Genomic DNA, 26,413 nt, shown 5'->3' with positions numbered 1-26,413 from the left:
GACGGCTAGCGTCAATCGCAACGTATTTCAAGTCACACATTACTGGCTGGTACCATTCGCTCCCGGCGGCGCCCGGTTACGGCCCGTTAACCGAAACTCTCCCGCGGAACCCCTTAGCTGGCGCCCGAGAGCAGCTGGGCGCGCAGCTCCCTCCGCTCGCGCTGCTTCTCCGGGTCCGGCAGCGGAACGGCGGCCAGGAGCCGCTGGGTGTAGGGCTCCTGCGGGTTCCGGAGGATCTGGTCCCGGGTGCCCTGTTCGACGATCCGGCCGCGCTGCATCACGCAGATCCGGTCGGCCAGGACGTCAACGACGGCCAGGTCGTGGGTGACGAACAGGCAGGCGAAGCCAAGTTCCTTCTGCAGGTTCTGGAAGAGCTCGAGCACCTTGGCCTGGACGGACACGTCAAGGGCCGAGGTGGGTTCGTCCGCCACCATCAGCTTCGGCTTCAGCGACAGCGCCCGGGCGATGCCCACGCGCTGCTTCTGGCCGCCGGAGAGTTCGTGCGGATAGCGGTTGCGGTAGTCGCGCGGCAGTTCCACCTGGTCCAGCAGCTCTTCGATCCGGGACTGGAGCGCCGCGCCCTTGGCAACGCCGGCGAGGAACATCGGTTCGCCGATGCTTTCACCGATCGGCAGCCGCGGGTTCAGCGACGACGACGGGTCCTGGAAGACCATGCCGACGTGCCGGCGCATCTCGTGCAACTGGCGGCCGTTCCTCTTGGCGGCGGAGATGTCCTGCCCCACGACCTTCATGGTGCCCGCCGCCACGGGCAGCAGGCCGACGGCGGCGCGGCCAATCGTCGTCTTGCCGGATCCGGACTCCCCCACCAGGCCGACTACCTGGCCGGGGTAGATCGCGAGGTTGGCGCCCTCGACGGCGCGGAAGGCCGGCACGCGCCCCTGCTTGGGGTACTCGATGGCGACGTCGGTGAGTTCCAGCACCGGCTCGCCCTGCGGCTTCACCGTGTCGGCGGCGGCCAGCGCGGCGGCGTTTTCGCGCTCGCGGCGGAGCAGCTCCGAACGCGGAACCGCCTCAAGGTCGGCGTGCGTCGCGGCCGCGAGGGCGGCCGTCACGTCGACGTCGTCGTCGCTCGCCGCACCGCCCTGTCCCAGGTGCGGGACGGCCGCGAGCAGGGCCTTGGTGTACTCGTGCTGCGGGTTGTGGAAGATCTCCCCGGCGGTGCCCGTCTCCACGATCAGTCCCCGGCGCATGACGGCGATCCGGTCCGCGAGGTCAGCCACGACGCCCATGTCGTGGGTGATCAGCACGATCGCGCTGTCCAGTTTGTTGCGCAGGTTGCGCATGAGGTCCAGGATTTCCGCCTGGACCGTCACGTCAAGGGCCGTGGTGGGCTCGTCCGCGATCAGCAGCTTCGGGTCGCAGGAGAGCGACTGAGCGATCATGGCGCGCTGGCGCTGCCCGCCGGAGAGCTGGTGCGGGTAGGATTTGAAGGCCTTTTCCGGGTCCGGCAGTTCCACGAGGTCGAGCATCCGCAGGGCACGCTCTTTTGCCTGGTCCGGCGAGACCTCATTGTGCAGCCGGATGGTCTCCACGATCTGCGCGCCCACGGTGTACACCGGGTTCAGGGCCGTCATGGGCTCCTGGAAGATGACTGCGACATCCTTGCCGCGGACCGCGCGGATGTTGGCCTCGTTCCCGCCGAGCAGTTCCTTGCCGCCAAGCTTCACGCTGCCGCTGACCCGGCTGTTGGTCGGGAGCAGTCCCAGCAGTGCCATCGAGCTGGCGCTCTTGCCGGAACCGGACTCCCCCACGATCGCGAGGACCTCACCGGCGCGCACCTCGTAGTTCAGGCCGATCGCCGCGGGAACCCACTTCTTATCCACGCCGAAGTCGACGCTGAGGTCGCGGACCTCCAGGACGGTGTCACCTTTGCCGGGCGCGGGAGCCGGGACCGGATCCAGGGTGATGAAGTCAGTCATGATGGGTTTTTCCTTCCACCCGAGCCGCCGTCGCACCGGTGATTAGTGCTGTGACTCGGAATACTGAATTATGGGGGGCATGAGCACTGTGCCCGCTGCCGGAAACGTTGAAATCTTCAAGGCCAGGACGAACAAATGGTTCGCCTGGCTGGCCTGGACCGTGGCGGTCGTCGGCCTGGTGGTAACAGTCGCCTCGGCCGGACCCGCGGCACTCCCCACCACCGCGCCGCTGCTGCTGATCGCGCTGCTGGGCTGGCAGTTTTTCTGGATGCCCGCCGTCGTGGTGCACGACGGCGGCGTCACCCTGGAGAACCCGTTCCGCTCGGTCCTGGTGCCATGGGCGGCCCTGGTGCACGTGGACACCCGCTACGCCCTGACGCTGGTGACGGCAGAGAAGAGCTACGCCGCCTGGGCAGCGCCGGCCCCCGGCATCTGGGGTGGGCGCAATGCCCGCCCCGAGGACCTGCAGGGCCTGCCGGACACCAGCTACGGCCCGGGGAAGTCGGTGCGGCCGGGCGACCTCAAGTCCACTGACTCCGGCCAGGCCGCCCGCCTGGTGCGCACACGCTGGCGGGAGCTGGTGGAAAGCGGCGCCCTCGCCGCAGGCGACGCCGACACGGCCGTGACCGTCACGCCGCGCTGGGCGGCAATCGGCGGCGTCGTGCTGCTGCTGGCGGCCAGCTACTGGGCGGTTGCCGCCCGGTAGCTGGCCGCCGCCGGCGGCGTGGCTGCAGCGCATCTAGTGGTCCTTGGGTCCATCAAATGCGGTGACCGGAGCGGCCGCCGGAACCCGGCTGCCCGTTTCCTGCGCCTTCTTGGCGTTGAACTTCTTCTGCCGCGGGTCGAACGCGTCGCGCAGCCCGTCGCCGATGAAGTTGATGCTCAGGCAGATCAGCACGATGAACAGGCCGGGGAACCAGAACAGCCAGGGCCGGGTGGCGAATGCCTGCTGGTTCTGCGAGATGAGCAGGCCCAGGGAGGTATCCGGAGCCTTGACGCCGACGCCGAGGAAGCTCAGCGCCGTCTCGGTGAGGATCGCGGCGGACATGGTCAGCGTGACGTTCACGATCAGCACGCCGACGGCGTTGGGCAGGATGTGCTTGAAAATGATCCGCGCGTTGCTGGCGCCGGAGATCCGGGCCGCGTCGACGAATTCACGCTCGCGCAGGGTCAAGAATTCGCCGCGCATCAGGCGGGCCAGGCTCACCCAGCTGATCAGGCCAAGGAAGATGCCCAAGGCCAATACGCCGTTGGTGCTGGCGAAGGCGGAGAACCAGCTTCCCGAGTCCCGCCGGCCGGCCATCTGCGCCATGACGGCGGCGAGCAGCAATGCCGGAACGATGATGATCACGTCGGTCAGCCGCATCAGGATTGCTTCGGCCCAGCCGCGGAAGTAGCCCGAGACCGCCCCGACGACGACGCCGATCAGCCCCGCGATGATGCCGATGACGAACATGACCGTGATGGACTGCTGCGCCCCGCGCATGGTCATGGCGAACAGGTCGCGGCCGATCCGGTCCTGGCCGAACGGGTGCTCGCCCCAGGCCAGCGGCCACAGCGAGGAGGTCGGCGCGCCGTCGTTGACCAGCGGCGAGACCTGCTCGTGGTTGTACTTCCACCAGCCGGGGATGCCCCAGTACCCGACCGAGGTGAAGGCGACGATGAAGATGAGCGCAAAAACCACCAGGCCGATGATGGCACCGGAGTGGCCGAGGAAGCGCTTGCGGACAATCTGGCCCTGGCTCAGGCCCTTCGCTTCGAGGACGGGCTCGATGCCGGCCGCCGGCGTGGGCTGCAATGCGGCCTCTTCGGCCATGATTTCGTCTTGCTGGCTTGGCTGGCTCATGCTTTTACCCTTACGCGCGGATCAAGTGCGGAGTAGGCGAGGTCCGCGATGAGGTTGAACACCATGGCAGTGATGGCTACACACAGGAAGACACCCATGACCGGGTTGGGGTCAACGTGCGAGATGCCGTCCAGGAAGAGGAAGCCCATGCCACGGACGGAGAAGACCGATTCGGTGATGACGGCGCCGCCGATCAGGCCGCCAATGTCGAAGGCCACGATGGTGGCGATCGGGATCAGCGCGTTGCGGAAGGCGTGGCGCATCACCACGGTCCGTTCCGACAGGCCCTTGGCCCGGGCGGTCCGGATGTAGTCCATGTTCATGATCTCCAGCATCGAGGCCCGGGTGAACCGGGTGTAGCTGGCGAGGGAGATCAGGATCAGCGCCATCGTCGGCAGGATCAGGTGGGTGAAGGAGTCCAGGCCCAGGACCCAGAAGTCGCCTTCGATGTTAGGGGTGGTCGCCCCGATGGTCGCGATCGGGCGGCCACGCACTCGGCTGTTGTTGAAGTACGTGGGCCACGCCTGCATGAAGCGGTCCAGCAGGATCATGAACCCCACCAGGAACGAGGTGATGGCGGCCGCGCGCATCGACTGCCCCCGGTCGTAGCCGCCGACCAGGTAGCCGATGCCCAGGCCGACCAGGACGGCGGCGATGGCCAGCAGCACGATCATGACGAAGGTGGCCTGGTCCAGCAGCGGCTGGACCAGGAAGTACAGGACCACGCCGACGCCGACGGCGATCAGTGCGGATTGCAGGGCCTTGCGGTTTTTCAGGCCGGCGGTGAGCAGGGTGACGGCGAAGGCGATGCCGACGCCGGCAATGGCGATCAGCACCGGGCCCAGGCCCGGGGCCTTGAACCATTCGGTGGCGGAGAAGTAGATCAGGATGGCCGTGACGAAGAGGAAGACGACGCCGCCGGAAAGCACCCTGCGCTTCAGTTCGCCACCTATCGCCACCGCGATCAGCGCACCGAAGGCGATGCCGATGCCGATGGCGGTCGGCATCGGGATCTCGGGGTTCCTCAGGAAGTTGTTGAAGCCGATGGCGCCGAATTCCTTGAGCAGCACGGCAACCCAGAAGATCGGGAGGGAGAAGAACAGGAACGCCATGAAGGTCACGCCGTAATCCAGCGCGCTGTACTGGCGCAGTGCGGTGATGATGCCCAGGGTGATGCCGACCAGGATGGCCAGCACCGTGGCGCCGGTGACCAAGGTCAGGGTCTGGATGAGGGCGTGGCCCAGGGCGTCGGTGACGGGCTGGCCCACGATGTTCTTGCCCAGGTCACAGGAGTTGGCAAAGGGCACGAGGCACTGGGCGGCGCCGCCGAGCCACTTGAAGTAGCGCAGCGGCGGCGGGACGTCCAGCTGCAGGAGCTCGGTGCGGGCGTCCATCAGTTGCTGCTTGTTGGCCGCGCTGATGGCGCGGTATTCCTCGAGGGGGTCACCTGACGCCGCTGTCAGGAGATACACCAGAAAGGATGCGCCGAGAAGAATGAGGGCGGCAGTCATGAGCCGCCGGACTATGTAGGTCACCATGGGGAATAGAACCTCGGTATTCGGGCCCAGGGATCGCCCGGACCGGTCTCAGAGTTAGGCCGGATGCCCCCGGGCGATGCGGCCGCGCCAGTTCATCGCCGGGGTCGCTAGAAAGGCGTCGGGACCGTAAAGCCGTGGTCCCGACGCCTTTAGCTAGCAAGTGTCACTTGAGGTTGCGGGCTACTTCTGCGCCCACTCCCAGAAGTTCCACCAGACACCGGTCTGGTTCGGCATGTACTTCACGCCGGTGACGCGGTCGCTGTATGCGTCCACGCCGACGGACTGGAACAGCGGCAGGCCGTAGCTGGAAGCCCAGATCTTCTTGTCGATCTGCTGGACCAGGTCATCCTGCTTGGCCTTGTCGGTGGTGACGATCAGTTCGTCCATCAGCTTGTCGGCGTCGGGATCGGTGAACTTGTTGAAGTTCGAGCCGTTTCCGGACTTGAAGATCTGCGGGACGCCGGAGACGCCGACACCCGAGTTGCTCCAGCCAAAGATGGTGGCATCGTAGCTGCCGTTGCCGAGGGCCGAGCCCCAGTCCGACTTGCCGAGGCCGCCGTCGACGACCTTGAAGCCTGCCTTGGCGGCGGACTCGCGGATCAGGGAGAAGGAGTCCACCCGGTTGGGGTTGTCCTTGTTGTACATGATGCGCACTGTCGGCGTGGCGCCGTTCAGCAGCTTCTTCGCACCTTCGATGTCAACATCCTGGTAGGCGGAGGAGCCGTTGTCCTTGACGGAGTCGGCGTACTTGGCCTGGTCCGGGACGAAGAGCTGGGAATCCAGCGGAGCGGACTTGTCATCCAGCTTCTTGACGATCTTGTCCACGATGTCCTTGCGCGGAACCGTCTTCATGAAGGCTTCGCGGACATTCTTGTCGGCGAACGGGCCGCTGTAGTTCAGGTCGAGGTGGTCGTAGGCGAGCTGGTGGCCCACCTCCACCGTGACGCCCTGGCTTTCGAGGGCCTTGAGCTGCTCCACCGTGTCGGCGGAAGCCTGCGGGGCGATGATGTCGGCCTCGCCGTTCTTCAGCGCCTGGACCTGGGCCGGGGCTTCGCCAATGTAGCGGACGGTGATTTCATCCAGCTTGGGCTCCGGGCCCCAGTTGTAGTCCTTGTTCCTTACCATGGTCAGGGACTGGTCCTGGTTGACGGCCTTGACGACGAAGGGGCCGTTAGAGAGGTAGAGGCTCGGATCGGCCGGCAGCGTCTTGGTGTCGAAGCCGGTGTTCCACATGTCGGCCATGGCCTTGAGCTGCTTGTTCGCGGGCTTGGGGTTCTTGGCGTCACCGCGCGGCATGCCCTTGACCAGGTCAACGAAGGCCTTGGCGTCGGCCAGGCCGGCCTTCTTCGCGAGAACGTGGGCCGGGATGTCGATGCCGGGGCCGCCGAGGGCGATTTCCCAGTCAGCGAATGGCTTGGAGTACTTGAGGGTCATAGAGCGGTTGTCGTCGCCGAGTTCCGGGAAATCGGTCAGCGCCAGGCCGGTCGGATCGCCTGCGTAGTCGAAGTACGAAGTGCCCTTCTTGCCGTCCGCGTCAGCGTCGTTGTAATAGCCGGAGAATGCTGCCCACTGGAGCACCAGGTCGGCTGCCGTGACGGGAGTACCGTCAGACCACTTAACGCCGTCGTTGATGGTGTACTTCACGGTGAGCGGGTTGTCTGAGACCTTTTCCATCTTGCCGAACTTTTCGTTGCGTACAACGTTCAGCTTGTTATCGACGTAGAAGAACCCGGAGTGGGTGGCGTAGCTGATCTTGGAGTTGATATCAGTGTTGCCTTCAGCGGTATTGGGGTTGAACGTATTGAACGCGTTCACCTCTACAACCGTTGCCGATCCGCCTGTCTTGGCTGCTGCCGCGGCAGACGACGGGGTTGTCCCGCCGCTGTTGCCTGCGCAAGCGCTCAGTGCGAGTGCTGCTGCTGCCGCGACCCCCACTGCTTTGGAAATACGACCGAATCGCATTCCGCCTCCTTGTTTCTGTGGTGTGGATGAGACCGGCGCCGTAGGCACCAGACAGACGTCCACACTCCCCCAGCGGCAGTGTGGCGCGTCTCACATGGGATGAAGCGTAAACCCACGACAGGGCAGAACGGCATGAAAGTTGACCGCGGATATAGTTCGTTATCGAGCTGCAACAATTGGCGGCACCGTTAAGTAAATTTTGTCGAAATTCATTGACGGATGCGGAACCCCAAGATAAAAGCTGATGGCTGCAAAAAGGCCCGGAACCTTGCGAATCCAGGCTTTACGAGTTAATCGGCCATTACTGGCCGCAAAGGGGCCCAATCAGCGAAGCGGCACCACGCCACGTCTTCGTTTGCAGCGCGACCGCCCGATCGCCTTGTACGTTCCGCTGCTCCGCCGCTATTGGTTCTGGCCGATTGCCAGGGTGCCGGAGTTACAGGCCAGTTGAAGCCCCCCGCCGACCGGGTCTAGCCTGCAGTTCTGATCCTTTACCCGCGGCCAGCCGGCGAGCTCGGGCGCGCTGCGGCTCCACCGGTAGTGGGTGTCGTCGTGCCGCACGTAGATGTCGACTGCCTCGCCGTCGAACTGGTCCTGGGTGATGAGCACCGACTGGCCGTCAGCGGCTTCAAGCCTCACATAGTCAGCAGACACGACAGCCGTGAGGAAGGCGAAGAGCAAAAGGAGTGCAAGGTAGGGCAACGCAGCGGCCGCGGCCAGACCAGCGGTCCACGCGGCTGCAAGCCTCAGCTTGCGACGGCGGATCCTTCTGATTAGCGGCGGCACCAGAAGGATCGCCGCGGCAACGACCGCTATTAGAGCCGTAGCCAGGAGCCACGCGCCAATACATTCGGCCGGCACAGCGACAAAAAGGACGAGATGCGAACCGGCGGCAACCCTGGCGGCTTCCGACACTGCACTTCCGCCCCACCCGGCCAGCGCTGCCGCCGCCAGGAGCGCCGCGCCCCAGCCCTCGCGTCGGCTCATGGGCCCACATCCCACCTCTACACTCAGTCGGCTTCGAGGACGAAGAAGATGAAGGACAGGAACGCTGTCTTCTCGCCATTGAGGATGCGCGGCGGAAGGAGGTCGTGCGGTGTTTCCGGAGCTGGCCCGGGTTCGCTCACGGCGGCTACGCGGTATCCGGCCGAGATGAAGGCATTGATCATCGCGTGAAGGGGCCGGTGCCAGAAGGTCAGGACCGCAGGCTCGCCGTCGAACTCGTAATCCTCCGAATACTGCCGGATGGCGAAGTAGTCCTCGGTTGGCTGGGTGACCACGCTGACCGTGGGGTGGTTGACCGACAGGATCAAGCGACCGCCCGGCTTCAGCACGCGCCGTAGTTCGGCAAGTGGTGCTGACCAGTCCTCAAGGTAATGCAGGACCAAGGACGAGACCACATCGTCGAAGGAGTCATCGGCGAAAGAGAGCGGCTTGCTGAGGTCGGCCACGTGCAGGTCCGCGGTTGCGCCGAGCCGCTGTCGTGCCAATTCGAGCATCGCAGGACTGGAATCGAAGCCGGTCATGATCGCGCCCTTGGCGCTCAGCGCCGCGGACAGGGGCCCGGAGCCGCACCCGGCGTCCAGGATCCGGCGGCCGGTCACCTCACCGGCAAGGCCGATCATTGCCGGCCGCTCGTAGTAGGCGTTGAGGAGGCTGGACTCGTTCTCCGCCGAGTAGCTCTCGGCGAAACTGTCGTAGTGGTCGGCTTTCACGGATCCCCGCTCTCGGGTTGACGCTCATGGTCAAGTCGGTCGCCCCGATCCTAACAACCCCACACCACGCGACGTCACAAATGCTGGGACCTATCACCCGAATTTTTTCCATTGACCTTCGGAAACCACCTCGACGGAGCCGTCGACGACCTTGATAGCTGTCTGTTCGTCGATGGCGTAGGCAGGAACGTCAATGTCGGCGGCCCACCGCTCTGCGTGGGCCAGGGTGTTGCCCGGGAAAGCGTCCAGGTGCGGAAAGATCGAAAAATCCACCACCCCCAGCGTCCGATCATCCGGAGCGGACGGCCACTCGACGAAGTATTCCCCGATCCGGGGCGTCATCACCATGCTTCCGGCACTCACTCCCACCCACACCGTGTCGGCAAGTGACGGCAGCAGCTCGGCCAGCCCGGACTCCCGCATCCAATGGGACAGGTACGTCGCGTCGCCGCCGTCGACCAAGAGCACGTCGGCCTCCCGAAGCCAAGGGACCCACCGATCCGCGCCGATGGTGGGCAGCGCGGTGAGCTCGAGAACGCCGAGGGACGCCCAGCCCAGGCCGGACAAGTGACGGGAGTCTGGCTCGGCGGCCAGTAGGCCCCGCACCGATGCCGGTCCGCACATCGGGTGACCCCACTGCGCTGTCGGGACGACCAGGGCGCGGCACTGGGCGATCGGCTTGTCGAGAAGCTGCACGAGCGCCGAGTGGATGCTCGGGTTCGTCACGCCGCCTGAGGTAAGCAAGAGTTTCAAAACGTGCCCCCAAAGTTTCGCGCGTGGATGGTGAATGTGCCCGAAGCCGCGGGCCCGGGCTGGAACTCACCGACAGACCCGGTAAGCACGCCCGTCTGGTGCTCGGCCCTTCAATACGTACACACCGAGTCAAAATTTGTCCACAGTTCGGCATGGATGCAGACCTCACGTTGGTTCGACGCGCGACCCGGTACGGTTCACCCCGCCGTCGAGCGGGTGGCTAGGCTGGGAGGATGGCGACAGTTATTCTCGTGCGGCACGGCCGCACCACAGCCAATGCCACTGGACTGCTGGCCGGCCGGGCCACCGGCGTCAGCCTGGACCAGACCGGGCGGGACCAGGCGGCTCTGACCGGAGACCGGCTCGCGGCCGTGCCCTTGGTCGGGGTGGTGTCGAGCCCCCTTGAGCGTTGTCAGCAGACCGCCCAGCTCATCCTCGATCGCCAGGCGGGCTCGCCGTACGCGCCGGTCGATCTCGATCTCACCGAGTGCGATTACGGCCAATGGCAGGGCCGCACGCTCAGTGATCTCGCGACCGAGGATTTGTGGCCGGTTGTGCAGTCGCAACCGTCCGCCGTCGTCTTTCCCGGCGGTGAATCCATGGCCGCGATGCAGGCCCGGTCGGTGGCAGCGATTCGACGCCACGATGCAGCCTTTGAAGCCGAGTACGGGCCGGGGGCCGTGTGGGTGGCGGTGAGTCACGGTGACATCATCAAGTCAATCCTCGCCGACGCGTTCGGCATGCACCTTGACCTGTTCCAGCGAATTAACGTGGGCCCCGCCTCCGTATCGATCGTGCGCTACGGCGCTAGTCGGCCGAGCGTCTACGCGACTAACACCGACGCGGGTGATCTGTCATGGCTGTCGAACGGCATCGACTCTGGCGATGCGCCGGTGGGCGGCGGTGCAGGGCAACGGGCGCCATGAACCTCATGTGCCTAAAATACTGACATGCCTACACGTGTTCACGAGTTTGCCTGGCCTGATCGGGTCGTCGTTGGCACCATTGGCGTTCCGGGGGCGCGCACGTTCTACCTGCAGGTGCGCGCAGGGAGGCAGATCGTGAGTGTTGCCATGGAGAAGCAGCAGGCGGCTCTGCTCGCAGAGAAGGTCGACGAAATTCTCGACCAGCTCATCACCGTCGAGGGCAACCCCTTCAGCGTTCCCACGGGTACTCCCATTGAACTTGTCGACAATGACCAGCTCGAGGCCGTTCAGGAGCAGTTTCGCACCGGCGCCATGAGCTTGGGCTGGGACCCAACCACGGCCCAGGTCGTAATAGAGGCCTACCCCGTCACCGAGGTAGATGCTGATGACAACGGCGAATTGCTTGATGAGGACGGCGCCAGCGAGCCCGAAATGCTGCTGGTGCGAATGCCGGTCGGCACCGCCCGCGCATTCGCCAAGCGCACCCGCGAGATCGTGGGTGCCGGGCGTCCGACGTGCCCGCTCTGCGGTTACCCCATAGACGCCGACGGGCACATCTGCACCCTTCCCGAGGTCTGATGCCAGCGCCCGACCTCGTGACCGCCGAGCTGACGCTCACCGGCCGCATCACGACGGCTTCAAACGCTACATTTCTGGGCAGCATCGGCGACGTGATGGTCGTCTATAAACCGATAGCCGGCGAAAGTCCGCTGTGGGATTTTCCACACGGCACCCTGGCTCACCGGGAGGTGGCCGCCTACCTGGTCTCGCAGGCCTTCGGCTGGGACGTCGTTCCACATACATGGCTGCGCGATGGTCCGATGGGCGAAGGAATGGTGCAGCTCTGGCAGGAGCAAGACCACGCCCAGAGCGCCGTGGACCTGGTTGAGACGGACCGCGTGCCGGAGACCGGCTGGAAACACGTCCTCGAGGGACGAGATGAGAACGGACGGATGGTCGCCCTCGTTCATGAAGACTCGCCAGCGCTCAGACGCATGGCGGTGTTCGACGTCGTCGTCAACAACGCCGATCGCAAGGGCAACCACATTCTTGCCATGCCGGACGGGCACCGGCACGGCGTGGACCATGGGCTCACCTTTCACCGGGACCACAAGCTGCGCACGGTGCTGTGGGGATGGCTGGGAGACGCTCTGTCCGCCGAGGAACGCGAGGGCATAGATCGTGTCAGCGAGGGACTGGACGGCGGGCTGGGCCGAAACCTGGCGGACCTGCTCAGCGCCGAAGAGATCGCAGCGCTCGCCGCCCGCTGCGCCCGGTTGCGCTTGGCAGGGCGGTTTCCGGCTCCGCGCGGTGAGATGTCGGCCGTGCCCTGGCCGCTGTTCTAAGCGATAGCCGCCAAGGTTCGCGTTCCGCCGTGTCCTGGGGCACTCAGCGGCGGGTCTCGTAACGGGTAAGGACCACACCGCCGGGAAACGTCCGGGTCTCCACCAAGCTCAGGTTCACCCAGTTGTCCAGGGCTGTGAAGAACGGCGTGCCGCCGCCCACCAGCACCGGATGGGTGACCATCGCGTACTCGTCGATCAGCCCGGCCCGCATGGCCGCCGCGGCGAGCGTGGCACCGCTGATGTCCATGGAGGCGCCGTCGTCGGCCTTGAGCCGGGTGATCTCGGTGACCGCGTCGCCGGTGACCAGTCGGGTGTTGCCGTCGACCGTGCTGGTCGTCGAGGAGAACACCACCTTTGGCATGTCCCGCCAGCGGCGGGCGAACTCGATCTGCGCCGGTGTGGCGCCAGGCTGCTGGTCGGCAGTCGGCCAGTGGGAGCTCATCGTCTCCCACAGTTTGCGCCCGTACAGCGCCAGCCCGGTCGCCCCCACCCGATCGGACCACCATTGGAACAGCTCGTCGCTCGGTACGCTCCAGCCGAGGTCTCCGCCGGGCGCTGCGATGTAGCCGTCCAGGCTCAGGTTCATGCCGAAGGTTAGTCTGCGCATGGCGTCAGTCTCCCGTGAGTCCGTATTCGTTGTACAGACCAGTACGGAGGGGAAGAGTGATCGGTCCGGCGCGCTAGGCGGTCATCTTGTTCGTCAGTTCGTGCTTCTCCGGGGTAATTTCCACCGGCAGGTTTGGCCTGACGTTGTTGTCGAACCAGGCATCGTGCTGCGCGGCCTCCTCCCAAATTTCCACAACAGTCATTCCGCCTTCGCTCTCATAGGCATAATGGGCGTTGAATCCAGGGGTGGCCTTGAGCTTGTCCCTGAGGGCGGCAGCGATGCCGTCGTACTGTTCCCGGGTCAGGCCGGGCACAAGGTTTTGGACCAGAACAGTCATGGCGGACTCCTTTGTGGGCGATTGCCGGCCGGGCGGACGGATCCCACGGACAGAGCCGGCACAGCCGAAGCCTACGCCGGTAATGGCGGCCGCGACATAGCTGAGTGTTGCCCCGTGGGGCTGGGCTCACACATCGTTCGGGCACTCGACGATTCATTCCTTGTGCGGCGAAATGCGGGCGGCATCATTTTGACGTGGCAACCGGTCGCAAAAGCGCATGGCCGCCAAGAACAAGTGTTCTTAGCGGCCATCGCAAAAGGTTTCAGGGAGGCAGGCACTAGACATTGCAGCGGAACTCCACCTCAGTCCTCTCGGGCATCCTTGCCCTTGGTCTGTTGTGTTGCGTCGTTGCCTGGACCTGGCGGTCACCGGGCGGCCCGGACCGAAATCCGCGCGGGTCCGGGAGTCGGTCGTGCGCCTCGTCTTCGCAGGGTTCTTCCGGAACAGTCCTTCCCAGCATGGCGGCGGTCGGCCGCCATCGTCTGGGACGAAAGATCCCGAACCGTTCATTGCTCTCTTCTCGTGCGCAACCGGCCGGCCGGGTTTCCCGCCGGAGGGACTTTGTGCCCTGTCACCGCTACCGGTGCGGGTATCAACTGGGAAGACACCAGGGCCCCATTCGGGCCCTCCCCTGCCCCGAGTTTGGAGATACCGTCATGTCTGATCTGCTCAAGTGGTCACCGTTCGCGACAACCCGGTGGGCGTCGCCGTTTCGCACGATGTTGAGGTCCCCTTGGGAGGTCATGGACTCCCTGGACCGAGTCTTTGAAACCACGGAGGGGTCGGCCCCGATCCGCGTCGAGGAATTCGTCGACGGCAAGACCTTGGTGGTGCGCGCCGAGATGCCGGGCGTCGATCCGGACAAGGACGTTGAAATTACCATCTCGGACGGGTACCTGAACATCCGCGCCGAACGTCAGGAGAAAGAAGAACACCAGGATAAGGGCAGCTATCGGTCCGAATTCCGCTATGGGTCCTTCAGCCGCAGCGTGATGCTTCCCGAAGGCGTCAAAGAGGAAGACATCAAGGCCTCCTACACGGATGGTGTTTTGGAAGTCAGGACCCCTCTGCCGGAACCAGCAACCGGCACCGAAGCGCCCAAAAAACTTCCCATCACCCGCGGATAGCGATGAACACCCCGGAACCGGCCGGTTCCGCCGGCGACGAGATTGGGGCCGGTGTGGACATGAAATCCCTGTGGACGCTGTTGGATCCCGGCACCCGGCAGTGGCTCATGGACCACACCGGCTCCGTGGTTGTGCCCCGAACAGTCACTGCCGCCATGTGCCGGGAAAGCGAACAGGTCGTCCCCCAGGACGCGCACGGCCAGGCCTGGCTCAACGAGGACGATATGCAGTTCATCCGCACCCGGGCCCACAGCGCCTTCGCCGAACACGGAACCGAACGGCTCTACGAAGCCGTGCAACCCAGGCCCACGCGCCTGCCCCCCGACAGCGGGCACGACGCAAGCCACTACCGGGACTGAGCTGGAACCGGCCGTCACCCGACTCATAGACCGGGGCCGGAACAGTCGATGGCACCCGAATCAGACCTGCACAGGCCGCCTGCAGCAGCGTCCGGGGTTCGCGGCTGACGAAGATTCGGCCGCCCGGTTGCCCTTCTTTGCCGCGTTAATTGTTCGAGGCCCCGCGGGCCGCCGGCGGGCTCAGCAAGGAGCACCGCGCGGTCACCGCGGGCCCCGAACGGCGGCGCGCCTTCCTTGTGTGAGATACGGATGCGGTGGTGGCCTTCGGTGCCGGGCTTGATGGCGGCGGCTGTCATGATCAGCGGCACGGCCGACGTCGTCGAAGCTGGCCCCCGCGCCCAGCTGGATGAACCGCACTCGCCGGGAGATCCGTGCCTCGGCCTACGAGCCGGCACAGGCCCCATCACCCAGGGTGGCGCTTGCGGAAACAACGCCGTGGATGAGCTGGACGGGCGCACTGATATCAGCCTCCGGGAAATAGTGTTCCGCCATCCCGTGCGGTACGTCGAGGGCTTCACTCGTAGATGGTCGGGATGGCCGGTTCGCCGGACTGCAGCCGGTCTACGACCCGGGGCAGCTCCGCCATGGAGGCCGTGTGCCGCTCCCGCGCCCGCCTCACCGCGTCCGGCCCGGTCCAGCCGGGCAGGAGTTCGCCGTCCATCATGAACTGCTGCAGGAGCGGTCGGCCGTTCTTTCCGTCCGCTGGCGGATGCTCCACGCCGAGGACCTCATGGGTGGCCGTGCCGCGGTCGTCCAGGCGGCGCACCGCGAACTTGCGGCCGCCCACGTTGATCTTGTCCTTCGAGGTCTTCGCTACGGCAACGAGGCGGCCGGAGTCGTCGGCCCGGCTCACCAGCTTGTAGACCATGCCGGCGGTGGGCGCCCCGGAACCTGTCACCAGCGACGTGCCGATCCCGTAGGAATCGGCCGGCGCTGCCCGGAGCGCAGCTACGGAGAACTCGTCCAGGTCCGAGGTCACCACGATCTTGGTGTGCACATTGCCAAGGCTGTCCAGAAGTTCGCGGACCCAGCGTGCCTGGGCCACGAGGTCTCCAGAGTCCAGTCGGATGGCCCCGAGCTTGTCTCCGGCGAGGTCGACGGCGGTGCGGACAGCCGCTTCGACGTCGTATGTGTCCACGAGCAGTGTGGTGCCTGCCCCCAGCGAGGCAAGTTGCGCCTCGAAGGCGTCACGCTCGGAGTCGTGGACCAGCGTGAAGGAGTGGGCCGCGGTGCCGACGGTCCGGAGGCCATAGCGCCGGCCGGCTGCCAGGTTGGACGTGCCGGAAAAGCCCGCGATCACGGCCGCGCGTGCCGCCGCCGCAGCCGCTTCCTCATGCGTGCGGCGCGAACCCATCTCAATGCAAGGCCTGCCGCCAGCGGCACTGGTCATCCGGGACGCGGCCGAGGCGATGGCGCTGTCGTGGTTCAGCACCGACAGGACGTAGGTCTCCAGGACGCAGGCCTCGGCGAAGGTCGATTCCACGATCAAAACTGGGGAGTGCGGAAAGTAGGCCTCGCCCTCCGGGTAGCCCCAAATGTCACCGGAGAACCGAAAGGAGGACAGCTGTTCCAGCGTGTCCTGGTTAACCACCCCGGTGCCGGCCAGGAAATCGAGGTCGTCCTGGTTGAAGCGGAAGTCCGCGATGCCTTCAAGGAGCCGGCCAGTGCCGGCCACGATCCCGTAACGGCGCCCGGCCGGGAGCCCCCGGGCAAAGGCCTGGAAGACGGACCGGCGGTGTGCGGCCCCGGAGTGGAGTGCCGCCTGGAACATGGTCAGCTCATAGTGATCAGTAAACAGTGAGGTCCGGGGTCCGTCCGGTCCGGCCGAAGTGTCCATGATTCACTCTAGGGCGGGGCGGTCCGGAAGGGGAGGCCGCCCGGACCGCTCAACTCCGTGCCCGGGCCACCTGCCCCGGCTTCAACCGCCTCAAGATTGGGAAGCCCGCCGTGGTCTCTCCAGACTTACCCCCGCCGCAACGCATCGGTAAGGGGCCTATGACCTCCTCGCCGCTGACAAACTCCCCGCACCAATGCCCCGCGCCCGCTACGGGGCCCGGGAGCGTGGAACCCTCCCCCGGACCACGAACTCCCGGGGACACGTGCGGGGGGCGACAACCGATGCGGCCCGCCCCCAAAAAAATGCGGGCCGCACCGGAGCACCACCCCCAGCCATCATGATTTGACTTGCAAAATGAAGGAAAATATGATTAGCACCTAGCGCCCCGATGTTTCCCCCCAAATAACATTGGGGCGCTTCCATGCCGGGGCGCACAAATTCCGCCTAACGGGCTGGCAACAACCCTCCGGATCCGGGTTTCGATCCGCTGTGCCGATTCAGCGTCGAGCCGTGCCCCCTCGACTCCATCCGGGTCGCGTCAAGAGCGTTGGCCAGCCGGGCCGCGGCGGCGGCAAGCCCGGCGTCCGTCCGTGGCCCGGTGAGGTCCTCGCTGGTGCAGTTTGCCAGGCCGGCGGTGACTTCAGCGACCAGGTCGGGGGACCGGCAGGACCGGTATCCGGCGCCGCCGGATACCTCGGGACGGTTCAGCGCCCCGGTGACCAGCACAGCAACCTCAGTCCTGCGCGCCATGCCGAGCTTGTCCAGTATTGACGAGACCATATTCTTCACAGTCTTCTCCGCAAGAAACATCTCCCGGCTGATCTGGCGGTTGCTCAAACCTCTGGCCAGACCGAGGGCGACGGAGGCTTCCCGGTTCGACAGGCTCAGGAGTCTCTCGTCCGGACACTCATGCCCCCCTGACACCTGACCAACACGTCCTCTCCGGAACCGTCCGCTGTAAGCGGTCTGTCCGGCCAGTACCCGACGGATTAACCTCAACTGCTCGCCGCTGTCATCCTGCACGACCAATCCGGCCGATTCAATCACTTACCTCGGAGCCGGACCGGTATCGGCGGCCGCCAGCTTGAGCGCGCTCCCCCGGCCCAGAAGCCAATGAACCCGCACGTTGAACCCGTACAGGGTTGGGCGCGGGGGCGTTGCGTCGTGCAAGGACCTTAGCCCCTATCCAGGAAGTCCATACAAGCGATCAACTGGACCTAGACCATGCGCGAAAGAGGAGACGGATCATGGGAGCATGCGATGTTTGCGGCAGCACCGACGGAAGAACCTTCACCATCTCAATGGGCAACCAGACTGGAACTTTCGACAGCTTTGAATGCGCCATACACATGATGGCGCCGGCGTGTGAACACTGCGGCTGCCGGATTATCGGACATCCGGTCGAGAGCGAATCGGGCGTGTACTGCTGTATCCACTGCGCCAAGGAAGCAGGAAACCCGCACAAGCCCGCCAAGGCGGAAGCTTCCGGCCTCGCCGTTCAGGCACAAAAAGCATCGTCCACCGAATAGCTTCACCCATTTCGCAACCGCCGGGGAGCGAGTTCCCCTAAGCGGAGACGCACGCCGCAAGGGCGGACAAGACCGAGTCGCCTGGCCGTCATAGGGGAAGCCCCACCAGCAATGCTGAAGGGGCTTCGACTGTTTTGATTCCGTTATGACGAACATCATCTCCCGAACTTGCGGGAATCCTGGCGCTTCCTGCCTCGTCACCGGCAGACCACGGCGGATCAGATCCACCGTGCGTTCAAGGGTTCCCCTGTTGTTCGTTCCCGTCCTTCTTTCGAAGAACGTATTAACAGTGTTACGCCTAGTTTGCCGGTGGCGCAAGAGCCAGATCTCCCCGCGGCCACGAACTTGTCAGGGTCTGCGAAGGAATTCGCGCACCACCTCGACGTATTCAGCGGTCCGCGTTGCCATCACCCCGTGGCCCGCGCCCGCGAAAATACGGACCTCCCCCGCGGGGTACAGGGCCCGGAGGGCAGCTCGCGCCTGTGGTGAAAACGCTTCGTCAAGTTCCGATTCGATGAGCAGGACCGGTACCGGCGCGGCGGTGGGCCCAGGTGCAGGCAGGGGCGGCAGATGCGCGAATTCGTTCATTTCCCGGAGTCCGGACAGCAGATCCTCTTTTCCCAGTCGTGCCAGGATGTCCGACAGCAGCGTCTTCCGGAACTCTTCTGTGTCCTGTGAGTCCTGAACAAACCAGCGGCGCCAGTTCCACCCCGTCAAGAAACGCACGGCACTTTCCGGAAGGACAGTAAGGAAGCGGATGATGAGCGGCAGCACAGGCAGCGGGGCCGCGGCCGGGCCACCGGTGTTGGCCAGCACCAGTCGCCGCACGCGTTCGGGAAACCGCCGCACGAATACCTGAGCCACGAAACCGCCGAACGAGGAGCCCAGCACATTCGACCGGCGCACGCCCTCCGCATCGAGGATCGCAGCCAGGCCGTCCGCCAGCCCGATGATGCCGGCGCCGGCGGGATACGCCGGGGCGATCACCCGGAAGTCCAATTCCAGCGCTTCAATCAGCAATAGGTACAGATCAGGCACCCTCGTCCCTCCGGAGGGCAGAAGCACAACGTTCTCCCCCGAGCCGCAGGTGAGGTACCGCCAGCGCACGCCGCCCACATCGAGCTCGCGGTACGGATGGCCGGCGCGGAAAGCGGCGAGTTTGGCCGCCAGATCCCCGGCATGCGCCCGCATTACCCCGCTGCCTTGGGACTCGGTGCGGCGCAATGGGAATGCAGGACTTTTGCTCCTCGCGCCTTGGCGGCCGCTTTCGAGGAAGCGGCGGACGACGTCGTCGTACTCCGCCGGGTGGGTGGCAGCCGCCCAGTGCCCGCCCTTCCCGAAAAGGTGCACGCGGGCGCCGGGGTAGGCGGCCAGCAAGGCTTCGCGTTCGCGGGATGTGAAGCCGCGGTCATCGGAAGCGGCGATGATCAGCACGTCATCCGGCCGCTCGAAGGCTGACGTGGCAGCATAACGGTCCGGATGCGCCGCCAGATCCAGGAGTACGGCCAAGCGCGCCAGGGCCGACGCCTTGCTGTGGGCTGCGAAGAGGTCCTCACTGTAGGCGCTGAGAAATGCACGCTCATCTTCTTCCGCCGCAGCCAGAAGGCGCCTGATCCGGGGGCGGTAGAAGGCCGCGAGGGCGGCCTTCGGCAGGATCGAGAAGAGGACCACAAACGCGGTGACCAAACGCGTGTGGGCCCGGGTATAGAGGCCGAATCCGGAAAGGGTGAGCTTGTCCACGCGGTGCGGATACCGGCGGGCAAAAGCATGCGCGACGCCGGCGCCGAGGGAATGGCCGAGAATGCTCGCGGACCGGATGCCCTCGGCGTCGAGAATGGCTGCGATGCCGGCCAAGAGTTCGGCCATGGTCCGCACGGCCGGATAGGAGGGGGCCAGCACCCGGAAACGGGGCTCGAAAGCGCTGACCGTGCGGAACGCGGAGTCGCCAAACGAAAAGCCGCCGCCCAGAACGATGAGTGCAGGCTTTTCAGTTTCCGCGGGGGCAGGCGGTGGTTCCGGTCCCGCGATGTACTTCCACTCGACGCCGTCCACCGTCAGCGAACGGAAGGGGTGCGTGGCCCGGAACGCCCGCAACTCGGCATATCCGTCCATGGATCCTCCCGCCGGATGGCCTCATAGCCCGGACACTACGCCGATGCTTCCGGGCGCCGCAAGGGACGGTTCACACCGTTTGAGTTCCCCAAGAATGACATAGTCGACGTTCTCAGTGGCTGCTCGGGTCCCGGGATCCAGCACCCACGAACATCGCGTCGTCACCCGCCCAATGGCCCTGTCCTGGGGTGACGATGAGATCTAGTGTCGTGCCATGGAGACGCGACGAAGGTCGACGCCCGGTGGCCGGGGAAGGATGACGGCCTGGGTGTGGTGGGACGCCTACCGGGCCCACCGGCAGGGTCGGGCGGCCATCCGGCGACGGCAGCGGGCGCGCTTGGCTGAGTTGGTAGCGTACGCCCGGCAGCACTCGGCTTACTACCGGGACCGGTATCAGGGGCTGCCCGAGCATGTCGAGGACGTCACCTTGTTGCCGGTGACGAACAAGGGCGAGCTGATGGCCCGCTTTGACGAGGTCGCCACGGATCCGGCGGTGACCCTCGCGGGGGTCCAGGAGTTCGTGGCGGACCCAGCCCGGATCGGACACCGCTTCGCCGGGAAGTACTTGGTGGCCACCACCGCCGGCACCACCGGCACCCGGGGCATCTTCGTGCTCGACGACCGGTATTGGTCAGTGACCTCTGGCCTGATGGGCATATTGACCGCGAAATGGCTGTCCTGGTGGGACGTGACGCGGCTGGTGCGCCGCGGGGCGCGGTCCGCTGAGGTCGTCGCCACCGGCGGGCACTTCCTGTCCGTGGCCGCCGGCACCCGGGAGAAACAGGAGAAACCAAGGCGTCACCGCAATGTGAGAATATTCTCCGTTCACTCCCCGCTGCCCCGGCTGGTGGCCCAGCTCAACGGCTTCGATCCGGCCCTGCTTGGCGGCTACGCCAGCGTGTTGCGCCTGCTGGCCACCGAGCAACAAGCCGGGCGGCTGCACATGCACCCGGTGCTGGTACTCAGCACCGCCGAGGGGATGCCGCCGGCAGAGCGCGGCCGCTTGGAGCGCGTCTTCGGGGCTGTCGTGCGGGAGGTCTACGGCTGCACCGAGTCCGGCTACTGCGCCTACGGCTGCGGCCGGGCCGTCAAGGCTTACCGCCGAAGGGTTGAAGCCAGACCTGAGGACGGCTTCCGTTTTCTCCAGACGTATCGGGGCCACCACAGCGCTCCCGAACCAGGTTCGCCAGTGCTCAAATCTGTCCTCCGGACTTCGCGAGGCCGGGACGGTGTAGCGCGTGAAGCTCCGGTCAGGTGGGTCGTGCTGTGCCGGCCCAGCCACATGTGTGGCTGGAAGTTTGCATTCCATGAGACCTCCAAGGCCTGGCCGGGTTCATCCCCGCCTCAGGAGCCGGATCCGGGTGCAGGAAAGGTCAATGACAACTTTAGGGGAACCCGGCGCCACGGGATGCCACGGGCGCGTCAGACCTGACTGCCGAACCCCGGCAGGCTGGGACTGTCCCCGTGCAGTATCGCGGAAAAGGGACCTGCGTCTGCCATGCCCTTGATTTTACTTTCGTGCACTGGATGGAACATATATGGCCAATGTCTGCACGGATTGTAACGACTGCCTGATTATTGGGGCCAAAACGGTCCCTAGGCTGATTACGAGGGAGAAGCCATTAGAAGTCAGCGCTTCAGGCTTGAGGCGTTTTCAAACCTGGGACGCAGGAGAGGGTCCGGCGTGCAGCGCTTCATGGCGGCGGCTGCGCTGGTTTCCGTCTCGGCGGAATCGGGTAAGGCCCAAATCAGCATTCCGATTCGGGTGGAGCCTTCGGTAGCCGATCACCGCCGGCGGTCGCCGTAGTCCACCCCCTGGCCTCTGGCCTGGGCCGCCCATGACGACGTCGACGTCGGAAAGAACAGCGCAGGACAGGATAGGGCCGACAGCATGATCACGACGGGAAATAAACGTCTCCCCACGGCGGCACGGCCCTCAGGCCACGTGGATGCCAGCGGTCTGGAGCCCGGGCCGTGGGACAAACCATCGGCACAGTTTCGCCAGCGGCCTGGCCGGCGTCCGCCAGCTGCGCAAAGGTGGCGCGCGCGGTCCGGAACACTGTCCGCGGCGGCGTGGTGGTTTATTGCAGTCGTCTGCAGCGCGGCATTGTTTGCCGCAATAAGGCGGTTGCTGGCGATCTTCGGCCTACCGTCGCTTCTCGAGGGCCCCAGACTGGAGGACCAGACCGAAAGCCGCCTCACTGCCGCCCAGACGCAGGACCGTATCGACGCTGTGCTTGCCACCCGGGCTTTGGTGACCGCATTCCAGCCGATCTACTCCTTGGAAACCCGCACGGTCGTCGGCGCTGAAGCTCTGACACGTATTGTCAGTTCACCCGTCCGGTCACCGGAGACGTGGTTTGCAGAGGCGGCGAGCATTGGGCGCGGGTTGGACCTTGAATTCCTTGCAATGGCAACAGCATTGCGTGCGGCCGGGCAGCTTCCTGAGAGCGTGTACATCGCCGTGAACCTTTCACCCCAAGCCTGCCTTGATCCTCGGCTGACAGACATCTTGCTGAAATCCGGGCTACCCCCGCGGCGCATAGTAGTCGAGATCACCGAACGGGCCGCTGTGCCCGATTATGCGCCTTTGCTGCTGGCCCTCGCGGAGCTGCGGCGATCCGGGCTGCGGATTGCAGTCGACGACGCAGGCGCCGGTTTCGCAAGCATGCGCCACATACTTCGGCTCAGGCCGGAACTAATCAAGCTCGACCGCAGCATCGTCGCCGGCATCGACGACGACCGGAGCAAGAGGGCTTTCGTCGCCGCAATGGTCACCTTCGCGGAGGAAACCTCGGCCGGGCTGATTGCCGAAGGTGTCGAGACCCAGTCCGAACTCGCCGCTGTTGCGGAGCTCGGTATCAACTCCGCGCAAGGTTACTTCCTTGGAACTCCTTCAGTCAGTGCCGCTAAATGGCTCGGATGGACCCAACTGTCCACGGCCGGCCCAGCGCCCGGACAGCAATAAACCGACCAATGACAGGCGGCAGACGCCCACTCGAAGATGAAAGGCCACAAATATGCGAGAGGAAAATACCCACGCCCGAGTGCTCTGGAGAGCGCTACGTGAAAGGGAGACTTTCCTAGCTGTACTGCAGCACGTCGCGGGCGAGAAGGGATTCAAGATCATCTCAACGGTCCCCGGCAAGATCCGGCTCACTGTTCCAGCGTCATTGCTCAAAAGGCGCAGGCAGACAACCCTGACCGGAACTGTCTCCCATCCGGGCGAGCCGCTCGAGATTGCATGGCCCGTATCCAACCGAGCTCAGCGAGAGCACCTACTGAGCCTGGAAGAAAATCTCCCGGCCGGCTTTATGCACTACCACGGCCTGATCGAAGCCGCGTCGCAAGCAGGCTTCATTCTTGGCAGTAGAGCAGCCCTTCGCAATGTCGTCGACTCGCTCGGGCGTCGTGAAGTCGTGACCGCTGCCGGGCGGGGCCAACTCGGAGACGCGCAAGTCGTGGTAGCGCTCACCACTCAACGCATCCTGATAGTGGAAGGTACAGCCCTCGCACCCGCCCACGTCGATCTTCCCTTAGGCGCAATCGACCGACTCACCCTAGGCAAGAAAAAGACTGGGGAAACTCTAGGACTGGCGTCCGAAGAAATAGACATAGTGGTCTCCCACCTCGGCCACGGTGAAGGGCACGGCATTGCCTCAAGCTTTCGCCAGACTAGGAAAGACATGGAGCGCACGTCTCCCATGCACCCGCACGAGCCCTCACGAAACATCTTTGTCACCCAGTCCCGAGCGCTCCCGGCAACGACGACTCTACGGCGACCTCCCCGCCGCCCGAATCCCTAGCACCGCAAAGGACAGCACATGGACAACTCAACTGAAGTCATCGAAGTGATTGCGGACACCACCCGGCTGGTGGAAGCGCGCTTAGACGCGGCCGTTCTCGACCTTCAGTCCATGGCCACCCACAGCGGCACACGAGGGATCATGGTCACGCGACTCAATCCCGGCCACTACATAGTCGCGCTCAGCGACGGAGTACCATTTGGCCAGACTCACGAACGACACCGATAACCGGCCTAAGCGATCCAACCCTGCTCGTCCATCTCACCCCGGTCAACGAATAACTTCAGTGCACTCCCCTGCAGCGTTGCTATGGCGATGCTGGCCCGAAGGAGGCGGCAGGATGGGCTGGATGACCCTGTAAAATTCCTTGCTTTTGCATCGTTCAATTAGACCAAGTGGCAGCATCCAGGGGTCAGAGCAACAGCGAACTCGGTAGTCGAAAAAACTAGTCAGAAATGGTCACCGCCATTGGGCCTGCGCCGCGGGCTGAAGAGGAGCGCCGCACAAGCAGGTGCCGCGCAGATCGACGTCGCACTCTGCCGGCTCGAGGCGCGGTGCGACATCTATTTCGTCTCAGTAGAAGAAGCGCTTCCCGGGGTACCGCGCATGACAAACCGGCTCAAAGCCTCTTTTGGGTTTTGGCCATTCACCCGTCGAACTCTTCTCCGGGAACGGTTTGCAGCAGTTCGATCGGTGAACGGCTCATCCCAGCTTCCTCAAATTCTTACCCTCGGTCACCACGCTCGTCAGTGGTCCTGGATCAGGCCGTCTCGGTGCTCCTCAATCAGGCTGGCATACTCAACTATCCGAGGCTCTCGAACACCATCGTTGCCTGGATGCGGTCACCGCCGCCGATTCCCTTGCTCCCGCTGCTCGCGGTGGTAATGGTGTGGAGTCGATAGCCCTTCGCGGCCTGATCATTGAGGGTCTTCTCTAGGGAGGTCAGGTTGCCCGACCCGGTCCCCCACAGTTTCTCTTTCAGGATCACCTGCACGACGACATACTGCATGACTCGATTTCCTTCCGTTGCTGGCCAATTGGGGGCAATGCTACTCGACGCGGCGGGCCGCTCCTCCGGGGCATGACTGAGGGCGCCTAAGAGGGATCGACGGTGAGCGGCGTCAATGTCACGCCCGGGGCACTGCACAAGACGGCGTCACGTTTCGGCGCCGGGCCGATCTCACGATCATGTACTTCCGCGGCTAGCGGTCTCCCGGCGAGCACTTTGGCATTGCGAGAGCGGCTGACTGGTTCGGCTCAGGATTGGCTTGCCCCGAGGATCTCTCCGATGTCAGGTTCCAGCCATCCGGCACAAGGTTCTGGCATTTGAACGTTGGCCAGTCGTTCCTTGTGCCGCGAAATGCTGGCGGTCTCAGTTTGAGTTCGCCACCGGTCTAAAAAAAGCGCATGGCCGCCAAGAACACGTGTTCTTAGCGGCCATCGCAAAGGTTTCAGGAGGTCAGGAGCTACACATTGAAGCGGAACTCCACCACGTCGCCGTCGGCCATGACGTATTCCTTGCCTTCAATGCGGACCTTGCCACGGGCCTTCGCCTCGGCCATCGAGCCGGCCTCGATGAGGTCGTCGAAGGACACAACTTCGGCCTTGATGAAGCCGCGCTGGAAATCGGAGTGGATAACGCCGGCGGCCTGCGGTGCCGTGTCGCCCTGGTGGATGGTCCAGGCCCGGGTTTCTTTCGGACCGGCGGTGAGGTAAGTCTGCAGGCCCAGCGTGTGGAAGCCGACGCGCGCCAGCTGGTCGAGGCCGGACTCGTCCTGGCCATTCATTTCCAGCATTTCGCGGGCTTCTTCCTCGTCCAGTTCGACGAGGTCGGACTCGAGCTTGGCGTCGAGGAAGATGCAGTCGGCCGGGGCCACCAAAGCGCGCAGCTCTTCCTGCTTCTCCGCGCTGCCAAGGATTCCCTCGTCCGCGTTGAAAACGTAGATGAACGGCTTGGCAGTGAGCAGGCCGAGTTCCTTGAGGTGTTCCATTTCGAGCTTGTCGCTCTTGATCGAGGAGAAGATGGTGTCACCGCGTTCCAGCACAGCCTGGGCGGCCTTGACGGCGGCCAGCTCGGCGGCTTCGCGCTTCTTGATCTTGACTTCTTTTTCGATCCGGGGGACGGCCTTCTCGATGGTCTGCAGGTCCGCCAGGATCAGCTCGGTGTTGATGGTCTCCATGTCCGAGCGGGGATCGACCTTGCCGTCGACGTGGATGACGTCGGGGTCATCGAACACGCGGACTACCTGCGCGATCGCCTCGGCCTCACGGATATTCGCGAGGAACTGGTTGCCCAGGCCCTCACCCTCGGAGGCGCCCTTGACGATGCCGGCGATGTCCACGAAGGATACCGCGGCCGGGAGCAGGCGTGCGGAGCCGAAGATGGCCGCCAGCTTCTCGAGCCGCGGGTCCGGCAGGTTCACGACGCCGACGTTGGGCTCGATCGTGGCGAACGGGTAGTTCGCAGCGAGCACCTGGTTGCGGGTCAGTGCGTTGAAAAGAGTTGATTTGCCGACGTTGGGCAGTCCGACGATGCCAATAGTAAGAGCCACGAGTATTGATTCTACCGGTAAACGCGCCGGTCCCCCTGCGGAGGCGGGGCGCTGTTCGCCGTCGGCGTCGCTCCGGGCTTCCTCGGATCGTGAGGGCCCGTGCGTCACTGGCTAAAAGTGT

Annotated in this window: 25 protein-coding genes; 11 read left to right on the top strand and 14 right to left on the bottom strand. The window is 64.7% G+C overall.

The features are described 5' to 3' along the window. Positions 1–113 precede the first annotated feature (113 nt). Complete coding sequence (locus HNO80_RS02715; RefSeq protein ID WP_175321296.1) at positions 114–1,940, bottom strand: ABC transporter ATP-binding protein; 1,827 nt, start codon at positions 1,938–1,940, stop codon at positions 114–116. Positions 1,941–2,019: 79 nt separating this feature from the next. Between HNO80_RS02715 and HNO80_RS02710 the strand changes: the two genes are divergently transcribed. Then, entirely contained in the window at positions 2,020–2,646 is a 627-nt protein-coding gene (locus HNO80_RS02710) for a PH domain-containing protein (RefSeq protein WP_175321295.1), read from the top strand. Between the two features lie 33 nt (positions 2,647–2,679). Here the strand turns inward: HNO80_RS02710 and HNO80_RS02705 are convergent, their stop codons facing one another. The 6 genes from HNO80_RS02705 to HNO80_RS02680 all read right to left on the bottom strand — a co-directional run bounded on the left by HNO80_RS02705 (position 2,680) and on the right by HNO80_RS02680 (position 9,754). Further along, positions 2,680–3,786 carry an ABC transporter permease gene (locus tag HNO80_RS02705; protein WP_502707798.1) on the bottom strand — a complete coding sequence of 369 codons (1,107 nt, stop codon included), beginning with the start codon at positions 3,784–3,786 and terminating at the stop codon, positions 2,680–2,682. Beyond that, positions 3,783–5,324 carry an ABC transporter permease gene (locus tag HNO80_RS02700; RefSeq protein WP_175321294.1) on the bottom strand — a complete coding sequence of 514 codons (1,542 nt, stop codon included), beginning with the start codon at positions 5,322–5,324 and terminating at the stop codon, positions 3,783–3,785. The genes HNO80_RS02705 and HNO80_RS02700 overlap by 4 nt, the downstream gene beginning before the upstream one ends. Positions 5,325–5,504: 180 nt before the next feature. After that, positions 5,505–7,286: an ABC transporter family substrate-binding protein gene (locus HNO80_RS02695; RefSeq protein ID WP_175321293.1), complete on the bottom strand. Its 1,782-nt coding sequence runs from the start codon at positions 7,284–7,286 to the stop codon at positions 5,505–5,507. A 402-nt stretch (positions 7,287–7,688) separates the two neighbouring features. Beyond that, positions 7,689–8,273 (bottom strand): hypothetical protein, encoded by a 585-nt coding sequence (locus HNO80_RS02690; protein WP_175321292.1) that lies wholly within the window; start codon positions 8,271–8,273, stop codon positions 7,689–7,691. Between the two features lie 23 nt (positions 8,274–8,296). After that, entirely contained in the window at positions 8,297–9,001 is a 705-nt protein-coding gene (locus HNO80_RS02685) for a class I SAM-dependent methyltransferase (protein ID WP_175321291.1), read from the bottom strand. A 93-nt stretch (positions 9,002–9,094) separates the two neighbouring features. Further along, positions 9,095–9,754, bottom strand: a complete 660-nt coding sequence (locus tag HNO80_RS02680; RefSeq protein ID WP_175321290.1) for a Type 1 glutamine amidotransferase-like domain-containing protein — start codon at positions 9,752–9,754, stop codon at positions 9,095–9,097. A gap of 233 nt (positions 9,755–9,987) precedes the next feature. Here HNO80_RS02680 and HNO80_RS02675 point away from each other — a divergent pair, with 233 nt between their 5' ends. From HNO80_RS02675 to HNO80_RS02665, 3 genes are read left to right on the top strand one after another with little or no spacing between them, the layout of a single operon-like run. Beyond that, positions 9,988–10,680: a histidine phosphatase family protein gene (locus tag HNO80_RS02675; RefSeq protein WP_175321289.1), complete on the top strand. Its 693-nt coding sequence runs from the start codon at positions 9,988–9,990 to the stop codon at positions 10,678–10,680. Positions 10,681–10,704: 24 nt separating this feature from the next. After that, entirely contained in the window at positions 10,705–11,259 is a 555-nt protein-coding gene (locus HNO80_RS02670) for a DUF3090 domain-containing protein (protein WP_175321288.1), read from the top strand. After that, positions 11,259–12,026: an SCO1664 family protein gene (locus HNO80_RS02665; protein WP_175321287.1), complete on the top strand. Its 768-nt coding sequence runs from the start codon at positions 11,259–11,261 to the stop codon at positions 12,024–12,026. Before HNO80_RS02670 ends, HNO80_RS02665 begins: the two co-directional genes overlap by 1 nt. Before the next feature lie 43 nt (positions 12,027–12,069). Here HNO80_RS02665 and HNO80_RS02660 read toward each other — a convergent pair whose 3' ends face one another. Together HNO80_RS02660 and HNO80_RS02655 are read right to left on the bottom strand one after the other, a co-directional pair. Then, positions 12,070–12,633 carry a dihydrofolate reductase family protein gene (locus HNO80_RS02660; protein WP_175321286.1) on the bottom strand — a complete coding sequence of 188 codons (564 nt, stop codon included), beginning with the start codon at positions 12,631–12,633 and terminating at the stop codon, positions 12,070–12,072. A 73-nt stretch (positions 12,634–12,706) separates the two neighbouring features. Then, complete coding sequence (locus tag HNO80_RS02655; RefSeq protein WP_175321285.1) at positions 12,707–12,970, bottom strand: hypothetical protein; 264 nt, start codon at positions 12,968–12,970, stop codon at positions 12,707–12,709. Positions 12,971–13,626: 656 nt separating this feature from the next. On the opposite strand from HNO80_RS02655, the gene HNO80_RS02650 reads away from it, so the two are divergent. Then, the gene (locus HNO80_RS02650; RefSeq protein ID WP_175321284.1) at positions 13,627–14,097 is read left to right on the top strand and encodes an Hsp20/alpha crystallin family protein; all 471 of its coding nucleotides are present in this window, start codon (positions 13,627–13,629) and stop codon (positions 14,095–14,097) included. A 2-nt stretch (positions 14,098–14,099) separates the two neighbouring features. Then, the gene (locus HNO80_RS02645; RefSeq protein ID WP_175321283.1) at positions 14,100–14,456 is read left to right on the top strand and encodes a hypothetical protein; all 357 of its coding nucleotides are present in this window, start codon (positions 14,100–14,102) and stop codon (positions 14,454–14,456) included. Positions 14,457–14,970: 514 nt separating this feature from the next. On the opposite strand, the gene HNO80_RS02640 is transcribed toward HNO80_RS02645, so the two are convergent. Both HNO80_RS02640 and HNO80_RS18040 read right to left on the bottom strand, forming a co-directional pair. Further along, complete coding sequence (locus HNO80_RS02640; protein WP_175321282.1) at positions 14,971–16,293, bottom strand: nicotinate phosphoribosyltransferase; 1,323 nt, start codon at positions 16,291–16,293, stop codon at positions 14,971–14,973. A 444-nt stretch (positions 16,294–16,737) separates the two neighbouring features. Beyond that, on the bottom strand, positions 16,738–17,217 hold the full coding sequence (locus tag HNO80_RS18040) for a response regulator transcription factor (protein ID WP_349627175.1): 480 nt from the start codon (positions 17,215–17,217) through the stop codon (positions 16,738–16,740). A gap of 323 nt (positions 17,218–17,540) precedes the next feature. On the opposite strand from HNO80_RS18040, the gene HNO80_RS02630 reads away from it, so the two are divergent. Further along, complete coding sequence (locus tag HNO80_RS02630) at positions 17,541–17,822, top strand: metallothionein (protein WP_175321280.1); 282 nt, start codon at positions 17,541–17,543, stop codon at positions 17,820–17,822. A gap of 348 nt (positions 17,823–18,170) precedes the next feature. On the opposite strand, the gene HNO80_RS02625 is transcribed toward HNO80_RS02630, so the two are convergent. After that, positions 18,171–19,934, bottom strand: a complete 1,764-nt coding sequence (locus HNO80_RS02625) for an alpha/beta fold hydrolase (protein WP_175321279.1) — start codon at positions 19,932–19,934, stop codon at positions 18,171–18,173. Between the two features lie 337 nt (positions 19,935–20,271). On the opposite strand from HNO80_RS02625, the gene HNO80_RS02620 reads away from it, so the two are divergent. The 4 genes from HNO80_RS02620 to HNO80_RS02605 all read left to right on the top strand — a co-directional run bounded on the left by HNO80_RS02620 (position 20,272) and on the right by HNO80_RS02605 (position 23,968). Next, entirely contained in the window at positions 20,272–21,366 is a 1,095-nt protein-coding gene (locus HNO80_RS02620; protein WP_175321278.1) for a phenylacetate--CoA ligase family protein, read from the top strand. 696 nt (positions 21,367–22,062) lie between these two features. After that, entirely contained in the window at positions 22,063–22,902 is an 840-nt protein-coding gene (locus HNO80_RS02615) for an EAL domain-containing protein (protein WP_249777115.1), read from the top strand. 52 nt (positions 22,903–22,954) lie between these two features. Next, positions 22,955–23,740, top strand: coding sequence for a hypothetical protein (locus HNO80_RS02610; RefSeq protein ID WP_175321276.1), 786 nt, complete (start codon positions 22,955–22,957; stop codon positions 23,738–23,740). Positions 23,741–23,758: 18 nt separating this feature from the next. Next, the gene (locus HNO80_RS02605; protein WP_175321275.1) at positions 23,759–23,968 is read left to right on the top strand and encodes a hypothetical protein; all 210 of its coding nucleotides are present in this window, start codon (positions 23,759–23,761) and stop codon (positions 23,966–23,968) included. A gap of 574 nt (positions 23,969–24,542) precedes the next feature. Here the strand turns inward: HNO80_RS02605 and HNO80_RS02600 are convergent. Next, positions 24,543–24,749 carry a DUF4177 domain-containing protein gene (locus tag HNO80_RS02600; protein ID WP_175321274.1) on the bottom strand — a complete coding sequence of 69 codons (207 nt, stop codon included), beginning with the start codon at positions 24,747–24,749 and terminating at the stop codon, positions 24,543–24,545. Between the two features lie 457 nt (positions 24,750–25,206). Then, a complete protein-coding gene (ychF, locus tag HNO80_RS02595) occupies positions 25,207–26,292 on the bottom strand; it encodes a redox-regulated ATPase YchF (RefSeq protein WP_175321273.1) in 1,086 nt (361 codons plus the stop codon). Positions 26,293–26,413 lie beyond the last annotated feature (121 nt).

It is taken from the genome of Arthrobacter sp. C9C5 (assembly GCF_013359735.1).
GTDB lineage: Bacteria > Actinomycetota > Actinomycetes > Actinomycetales > Micrococcaceae > Arthrobacter.
The sequence above is the reverse complement of the archived record's forward strand: the minus strand, read 5'-3'. Positions and strand labels throughout refer to the sequence as shown.